Source organism: Corynebacterium sp. TUM25015 (assembly GCF_056393505.1).
The window spans coordinates 1,714,932-1,734,965 of record NZ_CM150783.1 but is presented as its reverse complement, the minus strand read 5'-3'; the positions used below and the strand labels follow the sequence as shown (position 1 = coordinate 1,734,965).

The following is a 20,034-nucleotide window of genomic DNA, read 5'->3' as shown; positions in this document are numbered from 1 at the left end:
ACCGTCAAGGCGGGCCGAAAGGACTAGGCTTTGTCCCCATGACTACAGACATGACTTGGGCGCAGACAATCATTCTGTCGCTCATCCAGGGCCTAACGGAGTTCCTGCCGGTTTCTTCGTCTGGACATCTGCGCATTTTCTCTACTTTGCTGTGGGGCGAGGATGCCGGAGCATCGTTTACCGCTGTCATACAGCTGGGAACTGAGCTGGCGGTGTTGGTGTTCTTCGCCAAGGACATCTGGAATATCGCCAGCGCGTGGTGTCGGGGCATGTGGGAATGGATCACCGACCTTACCGGCAAGCACGGCCGCCGTGAGTTCCGCAGCAAATTCGACTACCGCATGGGCTGGATGGTCATCGTTGGCACCCTGCCCGTCGCCATTCTGGGTTACCTGGGCAAAGACCTCATCCGGGAAAACCTACGCAACCTGTGGATCACCGCGACCATGCTTGTGGTTTTCTCCTTCGTGTTCATCCTCGCCGAGCGCATGGGGCGCCGGGAACGCAGCTTTGGCGAGCTCACCATGCGTGATTCCATCATCATGGGTTTCGCTCAGTGCCTGGCACTAATCCCGGGTGTTTCCCGCTCCGGCGGCACCGTCTCGGCGGGACTCTTCCTCAACCTCGACCGTGAGGTCGCCACCCGTTACTCTTTCTTGCTCGCCATCCCTGCCGTTCTGGCCTCGGGGCTTTTCTCTCTTCCCGACGCCTTTAGTCCCGACGCCGGACAGGCCGCCTCGGGCGCCCAATTGTTCGTGGGCACGGCCATTGCTTTTGCAGTGGGCTATGCGTCGATTGCGTGGCTGCTGAAGTTCGTGGCCCACCACTCCTTTGCCTGGTTTGCACTGTGGCGTATCCCGCTAGGCCTGGCCGTAATGGGTCTACTCGCATTCGGCGTGCTGCAAGCTTAGAATCGATTGCCATGCACTCTTGGCCGGAACCGGAAGTCCCACAGCTGCCGGGCGAAGCCCCACAGTTTCGCCTGTATGACACTGCCGACGATGTTCTCAAGCCCGTCGACCTCTCCGGAGACGAGGTAGGTATGTATGTCTGCGGCATCACCCCATACGATTCAACTCATCTGGGGCATGCCGCGACTTATCTCACCTTCGATCTGATTCACCGCTATCTGCGCACTGCGGGGCACAGCGTGCACTTCGTACAAAACATCACCGACGTGGACGATCCGTTGTTCGAACGCGCTGAACGTGACGGGGTTGACTGGCAGGATCTGGGAAGCAGCCAAATTGACCTGTTCCGCTCCGACATGAAGGATCTAGCCGTCATTCCGCCCCGCGACTATATTGGCGCGATGGAATCCATCGACGAGGTTATCGAGATGGTGGCCAAGCTCCTGGAGGTCGGCGCTGCTTACCAGCTGGAAGATGACGAGTACCCGGACATCTACGCTGACTACACCTTCTTGCCGCAGTTTGGTTACGAGTCACGCTATAACGAGGAGCAGATGGCCGAGTTCTTTGCCGAACGCGGGGGAGACCCGGAACGCCCCGGCAAGCGCCACCCGATGGACGCGCTCCTGTGGCGCGCGCACCGGGAAGGGGAGCCGAAGTGGGATTCGCACTTTGGCCCTGGACGCCCCGGCTGGCACATCGAATGCTCAGCCATTGCGGTGAATCGTCTGGGCGCACCATTTGCCATCCAGGGCGGTGGCAGCGACCTACGCTTTCCACACCATGAGTTTTCCGCCACCCATGCAGAAGCAGCCCACGAGGTAGAGCGCATGGCGCACCACTATGTACACACCGGCATGATCGGTCTAAACGGGACGAAGATGAGCAAGTCCCTGGGCAACCTCGTTTTTGTTTCCAAGCTCACTGCCGCCGGACACGAACCGGCTGCGATTCGCCTCGGGGTGTACGCGGGCCACTATCGTCAAGACCGCGACTGGACCGGCGATGTGCTGGCACAAGCCGAACATCGGATTGCCCTCTGGCGGCAAGCCCTAGGCACGGGCTCCACCAGCCTGGATGAGGCTCGTGAGCTCGTCGCCACCGTGCGTCGCTGTCTGGCTAATGACCTCGATACCGCAGGCGCATTGGAGGCTCTCGACGACTGGGCAGTGGCAGTTAAGCCGGGCGCGGCAGGGGATGAGGCTGCGGCGTCAGAAATAAAAACCGCTATCGATGCGCTGTTGGGCGTGCGCCTCTAGCGTTTAGAGGGCACACTATCTCTTATGAGCACCACACAGCTGAGCACAGCCACCACCGATGTCCGTGAAGAGTTCATCGACAACCTGCGCCAAATGGCGACGGGAAGTTACCTCCGTGACGAGGATCGCGAATTCTGGGAGGCTCCGTACCCGGAGTCTGCGGTGGACGAAGCCGAGGGAATCATCGACGGTATGCTGCAGGCTGCACAGTCCGTGGCAGCTAGCGACGAGGCAGAGTTGAACAAGATCGCGGCCACCTTGCAGCTGCAAAACACTGAGGACAGTGCGGAGGAGCAGCCCAACGCCACCACTTTGGCGATCACCACTGTCATCACGCAGCACATTTCGAAGCTCAAGGAGCTCTCCGCCCGTCACGAGGACGCGCTGTTAGAGGACGAGGAGATCAAGGATCTGCTCGCCCTGGTCGAGAAGTTGGCCGTGGATCTCGATGCCGATGAGATCTTCGTGGCCAACCAGGCCGAGGCCGTCTGCGAAAGCTAACGCGGCGCCAGCATAATTGCCTGGTTGCAGGTGCCGATGAGCCCCTGTTGGTCATAGATGCGGGTGACCGTCGTACCAATGCCGTCGGTACCATAGTTCGCCTCGGCACTTAGCCCCAGCCAGTCACCGCGCATCTCGTGGTGCAGGTAGACGGTGGTATCGACGTTCATGTACGTCCACTTGTCGGTATCCAATAGGTTGTTCAGGCCATTGGCTATGTCCACGGTCTTCATGAGCCGTACCCAGGTGGAATCTTCCTTGCCAGCCACAGCAGGCAGCTGCGTACGCGACCAGTAGATTGCGGGGTTGCGCTTTGCGGCAACCTCCAGCTGGCTATCGTCCAGGTCTGCCTTACGCACATCGATCGAATCGATATAGCCGCTTGCCCAGCGTTCGAGAAACTCCGTTCCGTCCTCGGCAGCGTGTGGGCCGGGCATGGACTCACCGACGGTGCGCTCAATTTCCGTGGTGTCCCCGCGGCGAATCCACCATCCGGAGCCGCGGATGTACTCACGGCCCGTGACGTCTGTGACGACTGCCTCGAGGAAGCTGATGCGCTTTCCCGGACGCACCACCCGGGCAGTGGTTTGCAACTCGCCCAGTGGCACGGCGCCGAGGATTTCCACGGTCATGCGGCTGAAGCGGCCTTCCTGCAAAGACAGTCCAGCATCGCGCGCACCGTCCTCCAATACAGTGGCGATGAGTGCCGCAGGAGGGGAGCCGTGTTGAAAGCCCGGCCCCCATGGACTTTCGGTGTGACGGGTGGGGTGATAGTTGCGGTATATCTGGCCACCTTCTTCCTTAGCCTCGCCAGGTATGAAGTAAGCCGACTGCTCGCTCATGCTGTTCCTTTCATAGGTGTGTCCTACGTCACTTACTATCGCATATGGTCGAGGGCGGGCGACGGGTTTGTCCTAAACTGAGGCTCATCATGAAAGCAATACTTTGGGACATGGACGGCACCCTGGTCGATTCCGAACCGCTATGGGGCATCGCAACTTTCGAAATGGGCGAGAAAATGGGGCGTCCGCTAACGCCCGAGGTCCGCGAGCGGACGGTGGGCGCGACAACCCCCACAACCGTCGAAATTTGCGCCGAGCATGCGGGGTTAGTACTCGATGACGCCGCCAAGGCGGAGTGGTTGAACTTTATGTACACGCGCGTCGGCGAGCTCCTATCGCGGCAATTAGAGTTCCGCCCTGGGATCCGGGACATTCTCACCGAGGCCAAAGCCACCGGTTTCCCCATGGCGTTGGTAACCAATACCAACCGCGCGTTGACGGAGCTCTCCCTGGAATCCATCGGACGGGAATTTTTCGACTTCACCCTGTGCGGCGACGAGGTTCCACATGGCAAGCCCGCCCCTGATATCTATGCCACCGCTGCCGAGCGCTTTGGCTTTTCGCCGGATGAATGCCTGGTAGTGGAGGATTCCACAACCGGTATGACTGCCGCGCGGGATGCTGGCTGCCGAGTGCTTGGAGCCCCAACGGACGCAGGCACCGCAATTCCCGATAATGTGCACACCTTGGCTGAGCTGCGCGGGGGAGTGCAGGATCTGGAAGGCTTCACGCTACATGATCTGCGCCAGATCTACGCAGACCTAGGGCACACTGCACCGGCTGGTGTGCGATCTGCCACAATAGAAGATGTGGACGACGTAAACGAACAAGAACTCAAAACCTTCGATTCCCTTTTCGCTGAGCTTTCTTCCCGCGCCAAGGAGCGCCCGGAAGGGTCTGGCACGGTCAAGGCTCTGGACGCCGGAGTGCATTTCCAGGGCAAGAAGATCATTGAGGAGGCTGGTGAGGTATGGCTAGCCGCGGAGTACGAGTCCGATGAGGAGCTGGCCGAGGAGATTTCCCAGCTTCTGTACTGGCTACAGGTAGTCATGGTTGGCCGGGGCCTGACTCCCGCTGACGTCTACAAGTTCCTCTAAGCAAGAAAGGCAGTCACGACGATCATGCTGCGCGTCGCAGTGCCCAACAAGGGCTCCCTGTCCGAGAAGGCAACATCCATCCTGAAGGAAGCTGGCTATGCCACCCGAGGTGATTCCAAGTCTCTGACGATCACCGACGAGGCCAATGGCGTGGAGTTTTACTTCCTGCGCCCTAAGGACATTGCCATTTACATTGCCTCCGGACACCTGGACATCGGTATTACCGGTCGTGACTTGGCCGCCGATACCCGAGAAGAGGTCGACGAGCTGCTGGCTCTGGGTTTTGGCGCCTCGACTTTCCGCTACGCCGCCCCGAAAGATGAAGAGTGGACAGTGGAGCAGCTTGATGGGAAGCGCATTGCCACGAGTTACCCAAACTTGGTGCGCAAGGATCTCGCCGCACGCGGTCTAGATGCGCAGGTGATCCGTCTGGACGGAGCTGTTGAGATTTCTATCCGCCTGGGCGTAGCGGATGTCATCGCCGATGTGGTCTCCACCGGTCGTACCTTGCGCCAGCAGGGACTCAAGCCCTTCGGTGACGCGCTGTGTGTCTCCGAGGCCGTAATTGTGGGGCGAAAGGGAGCGGAGGTCACCGCTGAGCAGCAAGTGTTGATCAACCGTATCCAGGGCATTCTGCACGCACACAACTACGTAATGCTGGACTACAACGTGGATCGCAAGAACCTTGAGAAGGTTGCTGCCATCACCCCGGGCTTGTCCGCTCCAACCGTATCCCCTCTGGCCAACGACAGCTGGGTAGCCGTCCGTGCAATGGTGCCGAAAACGCAGGCAAACTCACTTATGGATGAACTTTCTGCCCTCGGCGCAGAGGCTATTTTGGCCACCGACATACGGATTGCTCGCATCTAGTCACAATTCGTTAGGGTAGGGGAAAGATCTTTATCCCCAACACCCATGAGGACGAATCGTGACTGATCAACCAATCCCCTCTGCAGCAGCGGCAAAGGTTCACGGCGACAATGTCGTCAGCTCCACCGATATCATCACGTCGGCTGAAACACACTCCCAGCTGGCGCGAGCTGCAAAGAGCTTCCGCACCGAGGAAGATCTCCTGGGAACCATGGAGGTTCCGGATCACGCTTATTACGGCGTGCACACCCTCCGCGCGGTCGATAACTTCCAGGTTTCCCGCACCACTATCAACCAGATTCCGGAGTTTATCCGCGGCATGGTGATGGTGAAGAAGGCCACCGCGATTGCCAACAACGAGGTCTTCGCCCTGCCAGATGAGAAGGCGAAGGCCATTATCTGGGCTTGCGATCAGGTGTTGGAAGAGCACCGTTGCATGGATCAGTTCCCGATCGACGTGTTCCAGGGTGGTGCCGGCACCAGTGTGAACATGAACACCAATGAAGTCATCGCCAACCTGGCATTGGAATATCTCGGCCATCCGAAGGGCTCCTACGACATCATCAACCCCAACGATGACGTCAACATGTCCCAGTCCACCAACGATGCGTATCCGACCGGCTTCCGCCTGGGGCTGCACTTCGCCATCGACCAGCTCATCATGCACCTCGATGCCCTGGAGCGCGCCTTCCTGGCGAAGGGTCACGAATTCCGCAACATCCTCAAAATGGGGCGCACCCAGCTACAGGATGCGGTGCCGATGTCCCTCGGTCAGGAATTCCGCGCCTTCGGCTACAACATCGCCGAGGAGCGCCTACAGCTGGAACGCGCGCAGGCACAGCTCCGTGAGATGAACCTCGGCGCCACCGCCATCGGTACCGGCGTCAACACCCCACCCGGTTACCAGAGCGCTGTCATCCGCGCGCTGAGCGAAGTCAGTGGACTGAAGATCGAGCCCGCCCGCGACCTCATCGAGGCAACCAGCGACACCGGCGCCTATGTCAATGCCCACGCCGCAGTGAAGCGCGTTGCCATGAAGCTGTCCAAGATCTGTAACGACCTGCGCCTGCTGTCCTCTGGCCCACGCGCTGGCCTCAATGAGATCAACCTGCCGGAGCGACAGGCGGGATCGTCCATCATGCCCGCCAAGGTCAACCCGGTGATCCCCGAGGTCGTCAATCAGATCTGCTTCAAGGTCTTCGGCAACGACCAGACCGTGTCCATGGCCGCGGAGTCCGGTCAGTTGCAGCTGAATGTCATGGAGCCCGTCATCGCACAGTGCGTCTTCGAGTCTGTACGTTTCCTGGCTCGGGCCTGCACCACTCTGCGTGCCCTTTGCGTCGTGGACATCACCGCCAACGCCGATGTCTGCCGCAAGTACGTGGAAAACTCCATCGGCATCGTTACCTACTTGAACCCGCTGATCGGCCACCACAACGGTGACAAGATCGGTAAGGAGGCCGCCCGCACTGGCAAGTCCGTGCGCGACCTGGTGCTGGAAATGGACCTGCTTGACGAAAAGACCCTCGACGAGGTCTTGAGCCCGGAGAACCTGCTGAACCCGACATTCCAGGGCAAGCTGTACACGGACTACAGCGAGGAAAACTCCGAGGGATAGTCCGGCGGGGTGCCACCAAAGGCCGGGCAGAGGTCTTGAAAATGGCACCAACCGCATAGCTTGGTCGTACGCGGCTGGAAATCTCCGCTGCGTACATCAGCCATAATCCGCTGCCACAGCTCGCCTAATTCACGCTCAAACGCAACTAGTTCCGTAGCAGTGGGGCTCAGCACCATATCGTCGCTGACTTTCAGATACATCAATCGCAGCTGAGTGGGTAGTTCGCCAGTCATGCGCCACCACACTAAGGCGTAAAACAGCATCTGGAATCGGGCAGTATCGGCGAAACGCGGCGCGGGTTTCTTACCGGTCTTATAGTCCACCACGCGCACCTGACCGGTTTCGGCGATATCAACCCGGTCGATGAAACCGCGCACCGGGACATCGTTTGGCAGCGTCAGATTCACGAATTGTTCGCACTCGTGGGCGTCAAAACCCTCCGGGTTTTCCATCTGAAAATAGCCCTTAACCAGCTCGCGACATTCCTCCCAAAATTCCAGGGTGGACTGTTCTGGCACCAGCTCGGCCAGTTCGTCGTCTTTGGCCAGCATCTTCTCCCACTCCGGTCGGATCATCTTCACCGCTGCCGGATAGGTCCGCTGCTCCCGTGGCAGCTGGTGCAGATTCTCCAGCACCGCATGTACCAGAGTTCCCTTGACCTGGGCGACGGTGCTTGGCTCCTCCAACTTGTCAATCGCCCGGAAGCGATACAGCAGCGGGCACTGCTTGTAGTCGTTGGCGCGGGAGGGGGAGAGGGCTAGTTTCTTAATCACCCTGACCAGCCTAGTAAAATGAACCAGATCTCTTAAAGCAGGAAGGAAGATCCCATATGGCTTATTCCGGACGTTTCACCGAAGGCGACCGCGTGCAGCTCACCGACGCCAAGCGCCGGCACTTCACAATTACCCTCGCACAAGGCGAAAGCTTCTTCACCCACAAGGGCGAAATCCGCCACGACGACATTATCGGTCAGCACGAAGGAACCGTAGTGAAGTCCTCCGGTGCAGGCGAGTACCTGTGCTTCCGTCACCTGCTGGTTGACCACGTGCTTTCCATGCCTCGTGGCGCAGCGGTGATCTACCCAAAGGATGCCGCTCAGATCCTCGTGGAAGGCGATATCTTCCCCGGCGCGACCGTACTGGAGGCCGGCGCGGGCTCCGGCGCCATGAGTACGTGGCTGCTGCGCGCCGTCGGACCGAAAGGCAAGGTCATTAGCTATGAAATCCGCGAAGATCACCTAGCCTATGCCAAGGACAACGTGGAGGACTACTTCGGTGGCCACCCCGATAATTGGGATCTACGTCTGGGTGACTTAAAGACCGTCACTAAGGAGGATGTCGGCGACATCGACCGCGTGCTGCTGGACATGCTGGAGCCCTGGGAGATGCTGGATACCGTCAAGGACGTGCTTATTCCCGGTGGCGTATTTATGACGTATGTCGCCACCGTCCCGCAGCTCATGAAGGTCATGGAGGGCATCCGCGAAACCGGCTGCTTTACCGAGCCCAAGGCGTGGGAGTCCCTGGTACGAGAGTGGAAGGTCGACGGCCTGGCCACCCGTCCCGAACACCGGATGAACGCGCACACGGCATTTCTGATCCTGGCTCGCAGGCTGGCTGATGGCGTCACCGCACCTCGACCGCAACGCCGCGCCCGCCGTTAGTAGACTGGTCAGTATGACCGAGCACACATCAGCGGAAGGACCTCAAACTCTGCGCGAGCTGCAGGTCGCCAATCGGCAACTCGGCGCGCGCAACGCGAAGCTCGTGGAGCTGCTGCAGGCCAGCCGTGCAAAGCTGGAGGAAATGAACGGCCGGCTGGAAGCCCTGGCCGAACCTCCCAGCACCTACGGCACCCTGCTGGAAACCAACCGCGATCTCAGTGCGGAGGTCTTTACGGCAGGCCGCCGGATGCGGCTCATGGTCTCGCCGCATGTGCCACAGCACGAGCTAGTTCCCGGAGCGATGGTGCGCCTCGGGGAGGGCCAGCAGGTCGTGGAAGTCACGGGGCAACCGGACTTCGGCGATATCGCGCAGGTAGTGGAGGTCACGGGTAACCGCCTAATTATCGCCGACAAGGTGGGCGAGGAGTTCGTGGTCAAGGCCACCACAGAACTGGCTGGCACCGTGGCCACCGGCGATTCCGTCATTGTGGATCGCAAATCCGGCTGGGCTTTCGAGGCCGTGCCCCGAGCCGAGACGAACAACCTCATCCTGGAGGAAGTCCCGGATGTTACCTATGACGACATTGGTGGTCTGGGCCAGCAGATCACCCAGATCCGCGACGCGGTTGAACTGCCGTTCCTGCACCCCGAGATCTACACTCGCTACGGGCTACGACCGCCGAAGGGAGTGCTGCTCTATGGCCCACCCGGTAACGGCAAGACACTCATTGCCAAGGCCGTGGCGAACTCTCTGGCGCAATCGGATTCCCCTTATTTCCTCAACATCAAGGGTCCCGAGCTGCTGAACAAGTTCGTCGGCGAGACCGAGCGCCAGATCCGGTTGATCTTCGAGCAGGCTCGCCGCGTGGCTAGCTCCGGCCGTCCGGTGATCGTCTTTTTCGACGAGATGGAGGCGCTGTTCCGCACGCGCGGCACCGGTGTGAGCTCCGATATGGAGTCCACAGTCGTTCCGCAGCTCCTCGCCGAGCTCGACGGTGTGGAGGCCGCGGGCAATGTCATCATCATCGGCGCATCGAACCGCGAGGAGCTCATCGACCCGGCCATCCTGCGCCCTGGCCGACTCGACGTAAAAATCCGTATTGCCCGCCCCGATGCGGAAGGCGCGGAAGCGATCCTATCCAAGCATCTCGATGCTTCTCTTCCTATTGACGCCGACTTCTCCGCTGCAGCCGGTTCCGATGAAGCCGCCGTCGCCTCCCTCCGACGCAGCATTGTCGACGAGCTATTCGCCCGGGATGAGACGCACCGTTATGTCACGCTGCACTACGCCGACGGTACGAGCGATAATCTGTACTGGGCAGATTTCGTCTCCGGCGCAATGTTGGCAAATATCGTGGATCGGTCGAAGACGCTGGCTATCAAGGACGCGCTGCATAAGGGTTCCGACGGCATGCGCCCAGAGCACGTGACCGAGGCCGTGCGTGCAGAAGTAGCCGATTCCGAGGACCTGCCGGACACCACGAACCCGGCGGAGTGGGCGCGAATCTACGGCCATGGGACGAAGCGCGTCGTAGACATCGACGTACACAGGGTTTAATGAGGGTTTAGGAGGCTCACACTTTGTTTGGCCCGCATATTATTGGCTCCGAAACGGAGTATGGCATTGTCGCGGTGGACGATCCGACAGCCAGCCCGATCCATACCTCCACCCAGGCCGTCGTGGCCTATGCGGAGCACAGCGGACAGGGGGTGAACCGTCGCACCCGTTGGGACTATGAAAACGAATCACCCTTGCGCGATATTCGCGGCTTTGACCTGCGCCGCTACCGCAGGGGGAGCGCACCGGTTTTAGATCCCAATGCGCTGGGGGCAGCGAACGTCATTACTGCCAATGGCGCGCGTTTCTACGTAGACCATGCACACCCCGAGTATTCCTCTCCGGAATCCACGACCGCTTACGACGCGGTGGTGTGGGACAAAGCCGGCGACATCATCATGCACCGCGCGGCCGAGGCCGCAGAGCCGGAACTGAAGATCTACAAGAACAACGTCGATGGCAAGGGCGCCAGTTATGGCTCGCACGAGAACTACCTCTACCCGCGCGATCTGGAGGTGGAAGATGTACAGGCTGCGCTGATCCCGCACTTCGTCACCCGCCAGGTGTTCTGTGGGGCGGGGCGCATTGGGCTGGGGCAGCAGGGCGAGCAGCCTGGCTTTCAGATCAGCCAGCGCGCCGACTATATCGAAACCGATATTTCACTAGAGACCACGCTCAACCGTGGCATCGTCAACACCCGCGATGAACCCCACGCGGACGCGGACAAGTGGCGTCGCCTGCATGTCATTATCGGAGACGCGAACCTCAGCGAGTTCTCCAGCTACCTGAAGTTCGGAACCACTGCGTTAGTACTCGCGGCCGTGGCGCAGGGTGCTTATTTCGGTGATCTGCGTTTGCTCGAGCCTGTGTCCGACGTCCAGCGCGTTTCTCGCGACCTGGATTGCACTACGCGCCTGCGCTTCTATGGCCAAGCTGAGCGCACGGCCATCGAGACGCAGCGGGAGATCCGCAAGCGCGTGGGGGAGATCATGGACCTGCGTGGCGACGATCTTTCGGTCTATGAGCTGTGGGGCCAGATCCTCGACGATCTTCAGGCCGATCCGCTCTCTACCGCCGACCGCCTGGATTGGACGGCGAAGCTACAGCTGATTAACGCCTACCGCAACCGCGGATTAGAGTGGACCGACCCCCGCCTAGCACTAGTTGACCTGCAATATTCGGATATCGACCCGCGCCGCGGGCTCTATCACGCTCTGGTTAAGAAGGGGCGAATGCGTACCTTTATCGACCCTGCGGAAGTCGCCTCCGCGGTGGACACCCCGCCGGCTGCCACTCGCGCATGGCTGCGGGGCCACCTGGTGGCGAATTACTCCGCGGATATCCTCTCCGCGAACTGGGATAACGTCATCGTGGATACCCCGGACGGCGCCGTGCAGATCACGATGGACGATCCGCGCGGGTTCAATCAGCTGTTGCTGCGAACGCTGCTGGAGTCCGGGACTAGGCCCGGCATTTCCGAACTCGTGGCAGGCTTGAAGGAAATCAACCCGGAGAAGGTTTCTGGGGTTGGCAGAAAGGAAGTTTAAACATGGCACAGGGCGGACAGGTCAGCGCCGGCGGCGGTCGGCGTGACGACGACCAACCGATCGAACAAACCACCGGCGCCGGCACCCAGCAGGTCAACGTCACCGGCACCGATGACCTTCTGGATGAAATCGACGGACTGCTAGAGAATAACGCTGAGGAGTTTGTTCGCTCCTACGTGCAAAAGGGCGGACAGTGACAGCTATTCGCCGCCGCATCATGGGTCTGGAGACCGAGTACGGGATCGCCAACATGCAGGATTCTTCCCGTCGCCTCGGCCCAGACGAGATCGCCCGCAAACTCTTCGCCCCTGTGGTGGAAAAGCACCGCAGCTCGAACATCTACACCGAGAATGCCTCGCGACTTTATCTAGACGTTGGCGCACACCCGGAGTTCGCCACGGCGGAGTGCGATAGCCTGCACCAGCTGATCGCCTATGATCGCTCCGGTGATCTCATGATGCACGAGCTGGCCGACCGCGCCGAGCAGGCCGTCGGTGGCAAGGTCTATTTGCTCAAGAACAACACGGACTCGCTGGGAAACTCCTATGGCTGCCACGAGAATTACCTAGTCAGCCGCGATATTCCCTTGAAAGGCCTCAGTAAGCAGCTATTGCCTTTCTTAGTTACCCGCCAGCTCATCTGCGGTGCGGGCAAACTTGCCATCCCGTACCCCGGCGCGCCGAACGAGAATTTCGGACCCGGCTACACCATGAGCCAGCGCGCCGACCACGTCTGGGAGGGCGTCTCCAGCGCTACCACCCGTTCGCGGCCAATCATCAACACCCGCGACGAGCCGCACGCCGATTCCGCCAAGTACCGTCGCCTGCACGTTATCGTTGGCGATTCAAACATGTCGGAAGTCACCACAGCGCTGAAGGTCGGCTCGACCTTGCTGGTGTTGGAGATGATCGAAGCCGGCGTCGCACTGCCCGATTTCGAGATGGCTAATGAGATCCGCTCGATTCGCGAAATCGCCCGCGACTTCACCGGCCAGGTGGACATTGCCTTGCGCAGTGGTTCGACTGCCACACCGTTGGAGGTACAGCGCGCTTTTTATGACGCCGCCTGCGCCTATCTCACTGATCGTGAGGACGTGGAGCTGGGCACCCCCAATGCTGAGCTAGCCCCCGTGGTGGATCTGTGGGGCCGAGTGCTGGACTGCTTCGACACGGGCGACTTCGCCCCGGTCTCCACTGAGATCGACTGGGTTATCAAGAAGTCCCTGCTGGATCGCATGGCCGCTGCCCGCGGCCTGGATCCAATTGACCCGCGCCTGGCACAGATCGATTTGATGTACCACGACATCCACCCGACGCGTGGCCTATTCCACGTGTTGGCCCGCCGCGGCCTGGCTCGCACATTGCTGGAGACAGTGGAGATCGAGCAAGCGGTACGCCAGGCACCACAAACCACCCGTGCCGCGGTGCGTGGACGCTTCATTTCTGCTGTTCGTGCCCACCCGGAGTTGTCTTATACGGTGGATTGGATGCGGGTGAAGGTCAACGGCGAGAACGGGGCGGAGTCCCTGCTGGCCGACCCTTTTGCCACGACCGATGAGGATGTCGATCGTATTATTGCCTCTATGGAAGCCCGATGAATCGCAACCGCCCCGTTGAAACTCACTGGATACCAGGCGCTACGCGCCTATTTAATCTGGTCATCGCACTCATTAATTCCGAAAAGCCGCGCACGCCCGAGTGGATTTTGGCCAATGTTGAAGGCTATCAGCAGGTGAACATGGACTCCGCGCGAAAGCAGCTAGAGCGCGACCGGAAGGATCTAGAGGCACTCGGGGTGCACATCGGAGGTACGGATCTGCTTTCCCTCGACTCCTCCCAGTCCTTCCTGCCGGACATTGAATTCACTGATGGGGAAGCCACTGTCATCACCGCGGCGAGCCGTTGGGCACAGTCGGGGGAGATGCTTTCTGCTGCCCAGTCCGCCTACACCAAATTGGCTGCCGCTGGTCTGCAGCGCCGTGTCGCCTCCGGCGAGGTAACCATTCCAAGCGTGCCGGATCACACAGCCTTGGATGGGGACTCCATCGACGCGATTTTCCGCGCCCTCGATAACGGTCTCGTCCTGACCTTCAACTACTATCCCTCGCTGGTCGACAATCCCCAGCAGCGTCGCCTCGAGCCCTGGGCCTATGGCGCCCGGGATGGCCTTATTTACGTCACGGGTTTCGACCCGGACCGTGGCGCACAGCGCACTTTCCGGTTAGCGCGCATCGACTCCGTTTCCGCATTGCCGGAGTTCGCCCAGCACCCGCGTCCGCAGGGTACCCCGCAGCAGCTGATCGAGCAGGGTTTGGAAAACAGCCATCAGATGGTCACCGCCACGGTCGAATTTCCTGGCGAAGGAGCCTGGGAGCTCCGCCGCCTCACTAACGACTCGGGCACCATTGGGCCTGTGGATCGCGACTGGCTGATCCGGACCGCGGCTGCTTACGCCCCGCAGGTCGTGGTCACTTCGCCACCGGATATTGTCGCCGCTATCGTCGCGGTACTCAAGGAGGCTGCTTCATGACGCCACCACGTTCCAACGCCGAACAATTCCTACGCACCCTTTCCGTCTTGGCCTGGTTCCGTAATCATCCGGACGGCAGCCTGATGGAGGCGTCGCGCACCTTGGGCCTTTCCACCCCGCAGATCACCCATGAACTGGGACAGGTCAGCATGTGCCGCATGCCCGAGAGCATTTTGGACATGCCGGTGGAGGTGACGGTGGATCGAATGCGTGCATCGGTAAAGTTCTCCGCCGGTTTGGACCACCCGGTCGCCTTGAACAGCCTGGAGGCTGGCGTGCTGTTGTTGAACTTGCAGGCTCTGCGGTCGACTGCACCGCCGGAGATGCAGCAGAATATCGACTCCGCCAGCGATAAGATTCAGACTCTGCTGCGCGCCCGGCGCGAGTACACGGAGGCTTTCACCCCCGAGACAACCCCCTCTGCGCCGGCTTTTCTGCCACTGCGACGTCGCCTTGCCGAAGCCATCCAAACTCGCCGTCAAGTGAGTTTCAACTACCAATCGCTTTCTAGCGATACCTTCACGTCCCGGATCGCAGACCCGGACCATGTCGCTCTCGTCGACGGTGAGTACTACCTCTGGGCACGGGAAGGTGGCGTCACCACAAAAACCTTTGCGCTATCCCGCATCGACGCGCTCGACCTGGGCGAGGAGGGTTCCGCCTCCCCTCAAGTACAACCCGACATCGACCCGCAGGATCCCTTCGGCTTTGAGGAGACCGACGAATGGGCGCGGGTAGAGCTGGATGAGTCGCTGCGTTGGATGTTGGAATATTTCCCTATGTGGGTGGTGGAGGATGAATCCCGCTTGGTCGTCGACGTGCCCAACACGGGCGAGTGGTTTATGCGTTTCCTGCTTGGCTTTTCGCCCGGAATTCGAGTGCTGGAACCGCTACCATTGGCCGAGAACTTAAAAGTCCTAGCCCGGCGTGGCCTCGATGCATACGAGGCTCGAGGGCTAGGATAGAAAGACCAATCCCAACTATAGAAAGCTTGTAGAAACCAATGCCGAACCTTGGCGTTCCTGAACTAATTATCATCGCTCTGGTCATCTTCCTGCTGTTCGGAGCGACCCGCCTGCCCAATGCTGCGCGCTCCCTGGGTCGTTCGATGCGCATCTTCAAGTCCGAGATGGACGAGATGAAGACCGACAAGGATGGCAAGGAGAGCAAGGAGCTGACTGAGAAGCAGGCTCCGACCGCCGAGCAGCAGCAGGCTCAGGATCTGACTCAGCCGCAGTCCCAGCCCAAGACCGAACAGCAACCAAACGAGTAAGTGGCTAAGAAGCTAAAGAAACCCGCCGATGGTTCGATGACCATCGTCGAGCACATCAATGAGCTGCGCAAGCGCGTCTTCATTGCCCTGATCGCGATCGCCGTCGGCACCGTTATCGGATATATCTGGTACAACGTCGAGGTCGGCCCGATCCCTTCACTGGGTGAGGTGCTGCGCGGACCGTACTGTAACCTGCCGGAGGAAGCCCGCTTCGGTTCCGAAGCAGGGGAGTGCCGACTGCTGGCCACCGGGCCTTTTGAGATGTTTATGCTGCGCTTGAAGGTCGGCGCACTGGCCGGAATGGTGTTTTCCTCGCCCATATGGCTGGGACAGATCTGGGCATATATCACCCCAGGTCTGCACAAGAACGAGAAGCGTTGGACTCTCGGCGTGGGCCTTTCCGCCGGACTGCTGTTTGCCGTCGGTGCGGTGTTGGCCTACTTCGTACTGTCTTATGGCTTGGAGTTCCTGCTCACCATTGGTGATGAGGCTCAGATCGCCGCGCTTAACGGCGAGCGCTATTTCAGCTTCGCCATGGCGCTGCTGTTGATTTTCGGTGTGAGCTTTGAGGTTCCGCTCATCACCGTGCTGCTAAATCTGGCACACGTAGTGAGCTATCAGCAGCTCAAGGACAAGCGTCGCTTCATCTGGGCTTTCCTTTTCCTCTTCGCTGCCTTCGTCACTCCTGGTCAGGATCCGATCTCCATGGTGATCCTGGCGATCTCGCTGTGTGCAATGATGGAAATCGCCACGCAGATTGCTCGGATCAACGACAAGCGCAGGAAGGATAACCAGGAGGAATGGCTGGAGGTCGATGACGATGCGACCACCGACATCGATGCCCCGGAGCCGATCCGCCCCGTGACCGCCACCGCACCTCCGCAGTCCACCAGCGCAGCCCGCCCGATCACTACTCCCAAGCGCCAGGATCCCAAGGCGCAGAATTTCTCGACTACCGATTTCGATGACATTCTCTAGCCCCCAGGTAGAGCGCTTCTGCGCCCAGTACGATTTCCCTCTGGACGACTTTCAGGTACAAGCGGCCGAAGCTATCGACCGGGGGCGGGGCGTTCTCGTGGCCGCCCCGACGGGCGCGGGTAAAACCATCGTCGGCGAGTTCGCCGTGTTCGCTGCCTTCCACGGTGACGGCACGTGTTTCTATACCACGCCTATCAAGGCGTTGAGTAACCAAAAGTTCCACGATCTCGTCGCTCGCTACGGCGAGGCGAACGTCGGCTTGCTCACCGGTGACGTCACCATCAACGGTGATGCACCCATCGTTGTGATGACCACCGAGGTCTTGCGCAACATGATCTATGCCGATTCCGAGCGCCTGGAAACGCTCACGCACGTCGTCATGGACGAGGTGCACTTTTTGGCTGATCGTTCCCGCGGGCCGGTGTGGGAGGAGGCGATCCTCAATCTCGATCCGCGCGTGATCCTGGTATCGCTGTCGGCGACTGTCTCCAATGTTGAGGAATTCGGCGGTTGGCTCTCCGCAGTGCGCGGCGATACCGAGATCATCGTCACTGAAAAGCGTCCCGTTCCACTGACACAGTTCATGATGGTGGGCCGCCAGATCCTGCCGCTTTTCGAGGGCTCGGAGCAGCATCTCGGTGCCATCAATCGCAAGGTTGTTGCAGCCGCCGCCAAGGCTGAGGAAACTGGCAAACGCCGTGGCCCTAAGCGCGGCGACGTCATCCAGCACATGGCCACCGCCGGGATGTTGCCGGCGATTTACTTTATCTTTTCGCGTGTTGGTTGTGACGCCGCCGTTCGCGCCCTGCTGGTCGATCGCGTGGACTATTCGTCTCCAGCGGAAAGAGAAGAAATCCTGCGCACGATCGACGCAGGTGTGGCCGACCTGACGGAAGAAGACTTAAATGTCCTGGGCTTCCGCCAGTGGCGGCGCGCACTTTCCCGCGGCTTCGCCGCCCATCACGCTGGCATGTTGCCGGCCTTCCGCCACATCGTGGAGGATCTATTCTCCCGCGGGCTGCTAAAAGTCTGCTTTGCCACCGAAACTCTGGCCCTGGGCATCAATATGCCTGCCCGCTCGGTGGTGCTGGAGAAGTTGGTGAAGTTTAATGGTGAGACGCACGCCGACCTCACCCCCGGCCAATACACTCAGCTCACAGGGCGCGCGGGCCGCCGTGGTATAGATACGAAGGGCAACGCAGTGGTGCTGTGGAGCCAGGGGCTGGATCCTTATGGGGTCGCAGACTTGGCGTCAACAAGAACCTATCCGTTGGATTCCACCTTCCGCCCCGGCTACAACATGGCCGTGAACCTCATCGGCACCATGGGACTGGACGAGGCGCATCGGCTGCTGCTGCGTTCCTTTGCGCAGTACCAGACCAACGGCGCGGTGGTGGAGAGCGCCGAGCAGATTGAGAAGCGCCGCCGCGAGCTGGCGCAACAGGAAAAGCAGCTGAAAGCTACGATCCGCGAGGTACGTCGCCCGTCCAATAGCCTCAATGACGACTTCAAAATGGTTACCGAATACGGGCAGCTGCGCCGCGAGCTTTCTCAAGAGGAGCGACGTGCCAAGCGCATGGTGGTCGACGAGGCCGCAACGGAAACGACATCACTGCTGCAATCTCTGCAGACTGGCGATGTAATCGCACTGCCTACCGGTAAGAACCCAATGACTGCCGTGATCGCCCGGACGGATCACCGTGGCCGGCCCACCATTATCACCGAGGACGGCTGGGCGGAGCGTGTGAATCCCGATATGTTCGGCAACACGCCGGTGCATATTGGCCACATGCATTTGCACAAGGGTGTGGCACGCAACCCGAAGCGTCAGGCTAGGGCAGTAGCGGCCAACCTGCGGCGCTTGCAGCTGGATAAGCCCAAAAAGCTTAAGCCGCGGGCACGCCGCCGTTCCCTTCGAGCACTCGAGCTGCGCGAGCAAGTACACGCACACCCGGTGCACGCTTGGGAGGGCCGCGAAGAGCTTTGCCGCGCCGCAGAGCAGTACCTGAAGGCCGCCCGCCGCCTGGAGTTCGAGCAAAAGGAGCAGCCGCAGGAGTCCGACTCTTTGTCTGCGCAGTTCAACCGCATCCTCGCGTTGCTGTCGGAGCTGGACTACGTGGAACTCGAGGGAAACACTGCCCGCATCACCATGGAGGGCGAGCGGCTTTCTAAAATCCACCACGAATCTGACCTACTGGTTGCCCAGTGCTTGCGCCGTGGCGTGTGGGATGAGCTGGATCCGGCGGAGCTTGCCGCAGTGGCAAGCACGTGTGTGTTCGAAAATCGGCGCGATTCCGGTTCCAAAGACGACGGTGTGCCGACGGAACCCCTGGCCACCGCAATTAGCCAGACCTGGCGCATCTACCAGGAACTTTCCACCGATGAACAGCGCCACAACCTCACCGTGACCCGTGCGCCAGAGCTGGGCTTCGCCACCGCCGTGCACCAGTGGACTGCCGGTGCACCGCTGGAATACTGCCTGCGCGCGGCGGAGGCTAGCGGCGCCACCCTCACCCCGGGTGATTTTGTACGCTGGTGCCGCCGGGTGATCGACCTGTTGGATCAGATCAAGTTGACCGGTTATTCCAATGAAGTAAAGGCGGCCTCCCGCAAGGCAGTCGCCGCGATGAGACGAGGAGTTGTGGCCCTCGATGGCTAAGAAGATCGCAATTTTCGGAGCGACCAGCGAAATCGGTGGCGAGATCGCCCGCATGCTGGCTCCCGGCAACCATCTGGTGCTCGCTGGCCGCCGCACCACGGATCTCGCCGAAGAGCTGTATAACCTCGGCGCCACCCAGGTTGACTCCTTCTTTTTCGACGCCACCGACGTGGATTCCCACGCCAGCCTCATAGCGGAGATCGAGGCCACCGGCCCTTTGGACGTCGCCCTGGCGATGTTCGGGGTGCTGGGCGACCAAGAGCTTGCCGAGCGCGATTCCGCCGAGGTGTACCGCGTGTTGCACACGGACTTCACAGCCCAGGCGGTGCTACTCACGGAGCTGGCACAGGTGATGAAGTCCCGCGGCAGGGGAGTACTGGTGGCCTATTCCTCCATCGCCGGTGCGCGCGTGCGCCGGCCGAACTATGTCTATGGCTCGGCGAAGGCGGGTCTGGATGGTTTCTGCCAGGGCATGCAAGATGCGCTCCAGGGCACCGGAGTGCGCTTGGTCATTGTCCGCCCGGGCTTCGTCATTGGCCGTATGACCCGTGGCATGGATCCGGCGCCCTTGTCCACAACTCCGGATGTGGTCGCGGCCGCCACGGTTCGCGCTATCAATGACGAAAGCGCAGAATCCGTGTGGATCCCGCGCTCCCTGAAATTGCTGGCCGCTGCTATGCAGGTGGTTCCGCGTTGGCTGTGGCGGCGTGCTCCTCGCTAATACGTGGA

At 60.4% G+C, this 20,034-nt stretch carries 19 protein-coding genes; 17 read left to right on the top strand and 2 right to left on the bottom strand.

The features are described 5' to 3' along the window. Window positions 1-38 precede the first annotated feature (38 nt). The 3 genes from AC06DS_RS07860 to AC06DS_RS07850 are packed head-to-tail and all read left to right on the top strand — an operon-like array spanning window position 39 to window position 2,671. Window positions 39-911, top strand: coding sequence for an undecaprenyl-diphosphate phosphatase (locus AC06DS_RS07860; protein ID WP_477100440.1), 873 nt, complete (start codon window positions 39-41; stop codon window positions 909-911). An 11-nt stretch (window positions 912-922) separates the two neighbouring features. Continuing rightward, a complete protein-coding gene (gene mshC, locus AC06DS_RS07855; RefSeq protein WP_477100439.1) occupies window positions 923-2,170 on the top strand; it encodes a cysteine--1-D-myo-inosityl 2-amino-2-deoxy-alpha-D-glucopyranoside ligase in 1,248 nt (415 codons plus the stop codon). Between the two features lie 24 nt (window positions 2,171-2,194). Continuing rightward, window positions 2,195-2,671 carry a hypothetical protein gene (locus AC06DS_RS07850; protein ID WP_477100438.1) on the top strand — a complete coding sequence of 159 codons (477 nt, stop codon included), beginning with the start codon at window positions 2,195-2,197 and terminating at the stop codon, window positions 2,669-2,671. Here the strand turns inward: AC06DS_RS07850 and AC06DS_RS07845 are convergent. Further along, entirely contained in the window at window positions 2,668-3,513 is an 846-nt protein-coding gene (locus AC06DS_RS07845; protein ID WP_477100437.1) for a thioesterase family protein, read from the bottom strand. The genes AC06DS_RS07850 and AC06DS_RS07845 overlap by 4 nt on opposite strands. Before the next feature lie 89 nt (window positions 3,514-3,602). Here AC06DS_RS07845 and AC06DS_RS07840 point away from each other — a divergent pair, with 89 nt between their 5' ends. From AC06DS_RS07840 to aspA, 3 genes are read left to right on the top strand one after another with little or no spacing between them, the layout of a single operon-like run. After that, a complete protein-coding gene (locus tag AC06DS_RS07840) occupies window positions 3,603-4,610 on the top strand; it encodes a phosphoribosyl-ATP diphosphatase (protein ID WP_476727674.1) in 1,008 nt (335 codons plus the stop codon). A gap of 24 nt (window positions 4,611-4,634) precedes the next feature. Beyond that, the gene (gene hisG / locus AC06DS_RS07835; RefSeq protein WP_293791226.1) at window positions 4,635-5,480 is read left to right on the top strand and encodes an ATP phosphoribosyltransferase; all 846 of its coding nucleotides are present in this window, start codon (window positions 4,635-4,637) and stop codon (window positions 5,478-5,480) included. Window positions 5,481-5,538: 58 nt separating this feature from the next. Beyond that, window positions 5,539-7,098: an aspartate ammonia-lyase gene (aspA, locus tag AC06DS_RS07830; protein WP_293791225.1), complete on the top strand. Its 1,560-nt coding sequence runs from the start codon at window positions 5,539-5,541 to the stop codon at window positions 7,096-7,098. On the opposite strand, the gene AC06DS_RS07825 is transcribed toward aspA, so the two are convergent. Next, window positions 7,071-7,871: a RecB family exonuclease gene (locus AC06DS_RS07825; RefSeq protein ID WP_477100436.1), complete on the bottom strand. Its 801-nt coding sequence runs from the start codon at window positions 7,869-7,871 to the stop codon at window positions 7,071-7,073. The two genes, aspA and AC06DS_RS07825, sit on opposite strands and share 28 nt — an antisense overlap. Before the next feature lie 56 nt (window positions 7,872-7,927). Between AC06DS_RS07825 and AC06DS_RS07820 the strand changes: the two genes are divergently transcribed. From AC06DS_RS07820 to AC06DS_RS07770, 11 genes are read left to right on the top strand one after another with little or no spacing between them, the layout of a single operon-like run. After that, entirely contained in the window at window positions 7,928-8,761 is an 834-nt protein-coding gene (locus AC06DS_RS07820; protein ID WP_477100435.1) for a tRNA (adenine-N1)-methyltransferase, read from the top strand. Between the two features lie 13 nt (window positions 8,762-8,774). Beyond that, a complete protein-coding gene (arc, locus tag AC06DS_RS07815) occupies window positions 8,775-10,319 on the top strand; it encodes a proteasome ATPase (RefSeq protein WP_477100434.1) in 1,545 nt (514 codons plus the stop codon). Window positions 10,320-10,342: 23 nt separating this feature from the next. Beyond that, window positions 10,343-11,866, top strand: coding sequence for a depupylase/deamidase Dop (gene dop, locus AC06DS_RS07810; RefSeq protein ID WP_477100433.1), 1,524 nt, complete (start codon window positions 10,343-10,345; stop codon window positions 11,864-11,866). Between the two features lie 2 nt (window positions 11,867-11,868). Then, the gene (locus AC06DS_RS07805; protein WP_296214563.1) at window positions 11,869-12,063 is read left to right on the top strand and encodes a ubiquitin-like protein Pup; all 195 of its coding nucleotides are present in this window, start codon (window positions 11,869-11,871) and stop codon (window positions 12,061-12,063) included. After that, window positions 12,060-13,463 carry a Pup--protein ligase gene (gene pafA, locus AC06DS_RS07800; RefSeq protein WP_477100432.1) on the top strand — a complete coding sequence of 468 codons (1,404 nt, stop codon included), beginning with the start codon at window positions 12,060-12,062 and terminating at the stop codon, window positions 13,461-13,463. The genes AC06DS_RS07805 and pafA overlap by 4 nt, the downstream gene beginning before the upstream one ends. Continuing rightward, the gene (locus AC06DS_RS07795) at window positions 13,460-14,395 is read left to right on the top strand and encodes a helix-turn-helix transcriptional regulator (RefSeq protein WP_477100431.1); all 936 of its coding nucleotides are present in this window, start codon (window positions 13,460-13,462) and stop codon (window positions 14,393-14,395) included. Before pafA ends, AC06DS_RS07795 begins: the two co-directional genes overlap by 4 nt. Further along, window positions 14,392-15,360: a helix-turn-helix transcriptional regulator gene (locus AC06DS_RS07790; protein WP_477100430.1), complete on the top strand. Its 969-nt coding sequence runs from the start codon at window positions 14,392-14,394 to the stop codon at window positions 15,358-15,360. Before AC06DS_RS07795 ends, AC06DS_RS07790 begins: the two co-directional genes overlap by 4 nt. A gap of 38 nt (window positions 15,361-15,398) precedes the next feature. Further along, on the top strand, window positions 15,399-15,668 hold the full coding sequence (gene tatA, locus AC06DS_RS07785) for a Sec-independent protein translocase subunit TatA (RefSeq protein WP_477100429.1): 270 nt from the start codon (window positions 15,399-15,401) through the stop codon (window positions 15,666-15,668). Between the two features lie 36 nt (window positions 15,669-15,704). Next, window positions 15,705-16,646, top strand: coding sequence for a twin-arginine translocase subunit TatC (gene tatC / locus AC06DS_RS07780; protein WP_477101194.1), 942 nt, complete (start codon window positions 15,705-15,707; stop codon window positions 16,644-16,646). After that, complete coding sequence (locus tag AC06DS_RS07775; protein WP_477100428.1) at window positions 16,633-19,305, top strand: DEAD/DEAH box helicase; 2,673 nt, start codon at window positions 16,633-16,635, stop codon at window positions 19,303-19,305. Before tatC ends, AC06DS_RS07775 begins: the two co-directional genes overlap by 14 nt. Next, a complete protein-coding gene (locus AC06DS_RS07770) occupies window positions 19,298-20,026 on the top strand; it encodes an SDR family NAD(P)-dependent oxidoreductase (protein WP_477100427.1) in 729 nt (242 codons plus the stop codon). Before AC06DS_RS07775 ends, AC06DS_RS07770 begins: the two co-directional genes overlap by 8 nt. The last annotated feature ends 8 nt before the right edge of the window (window positions 20,027-20,034 follow it).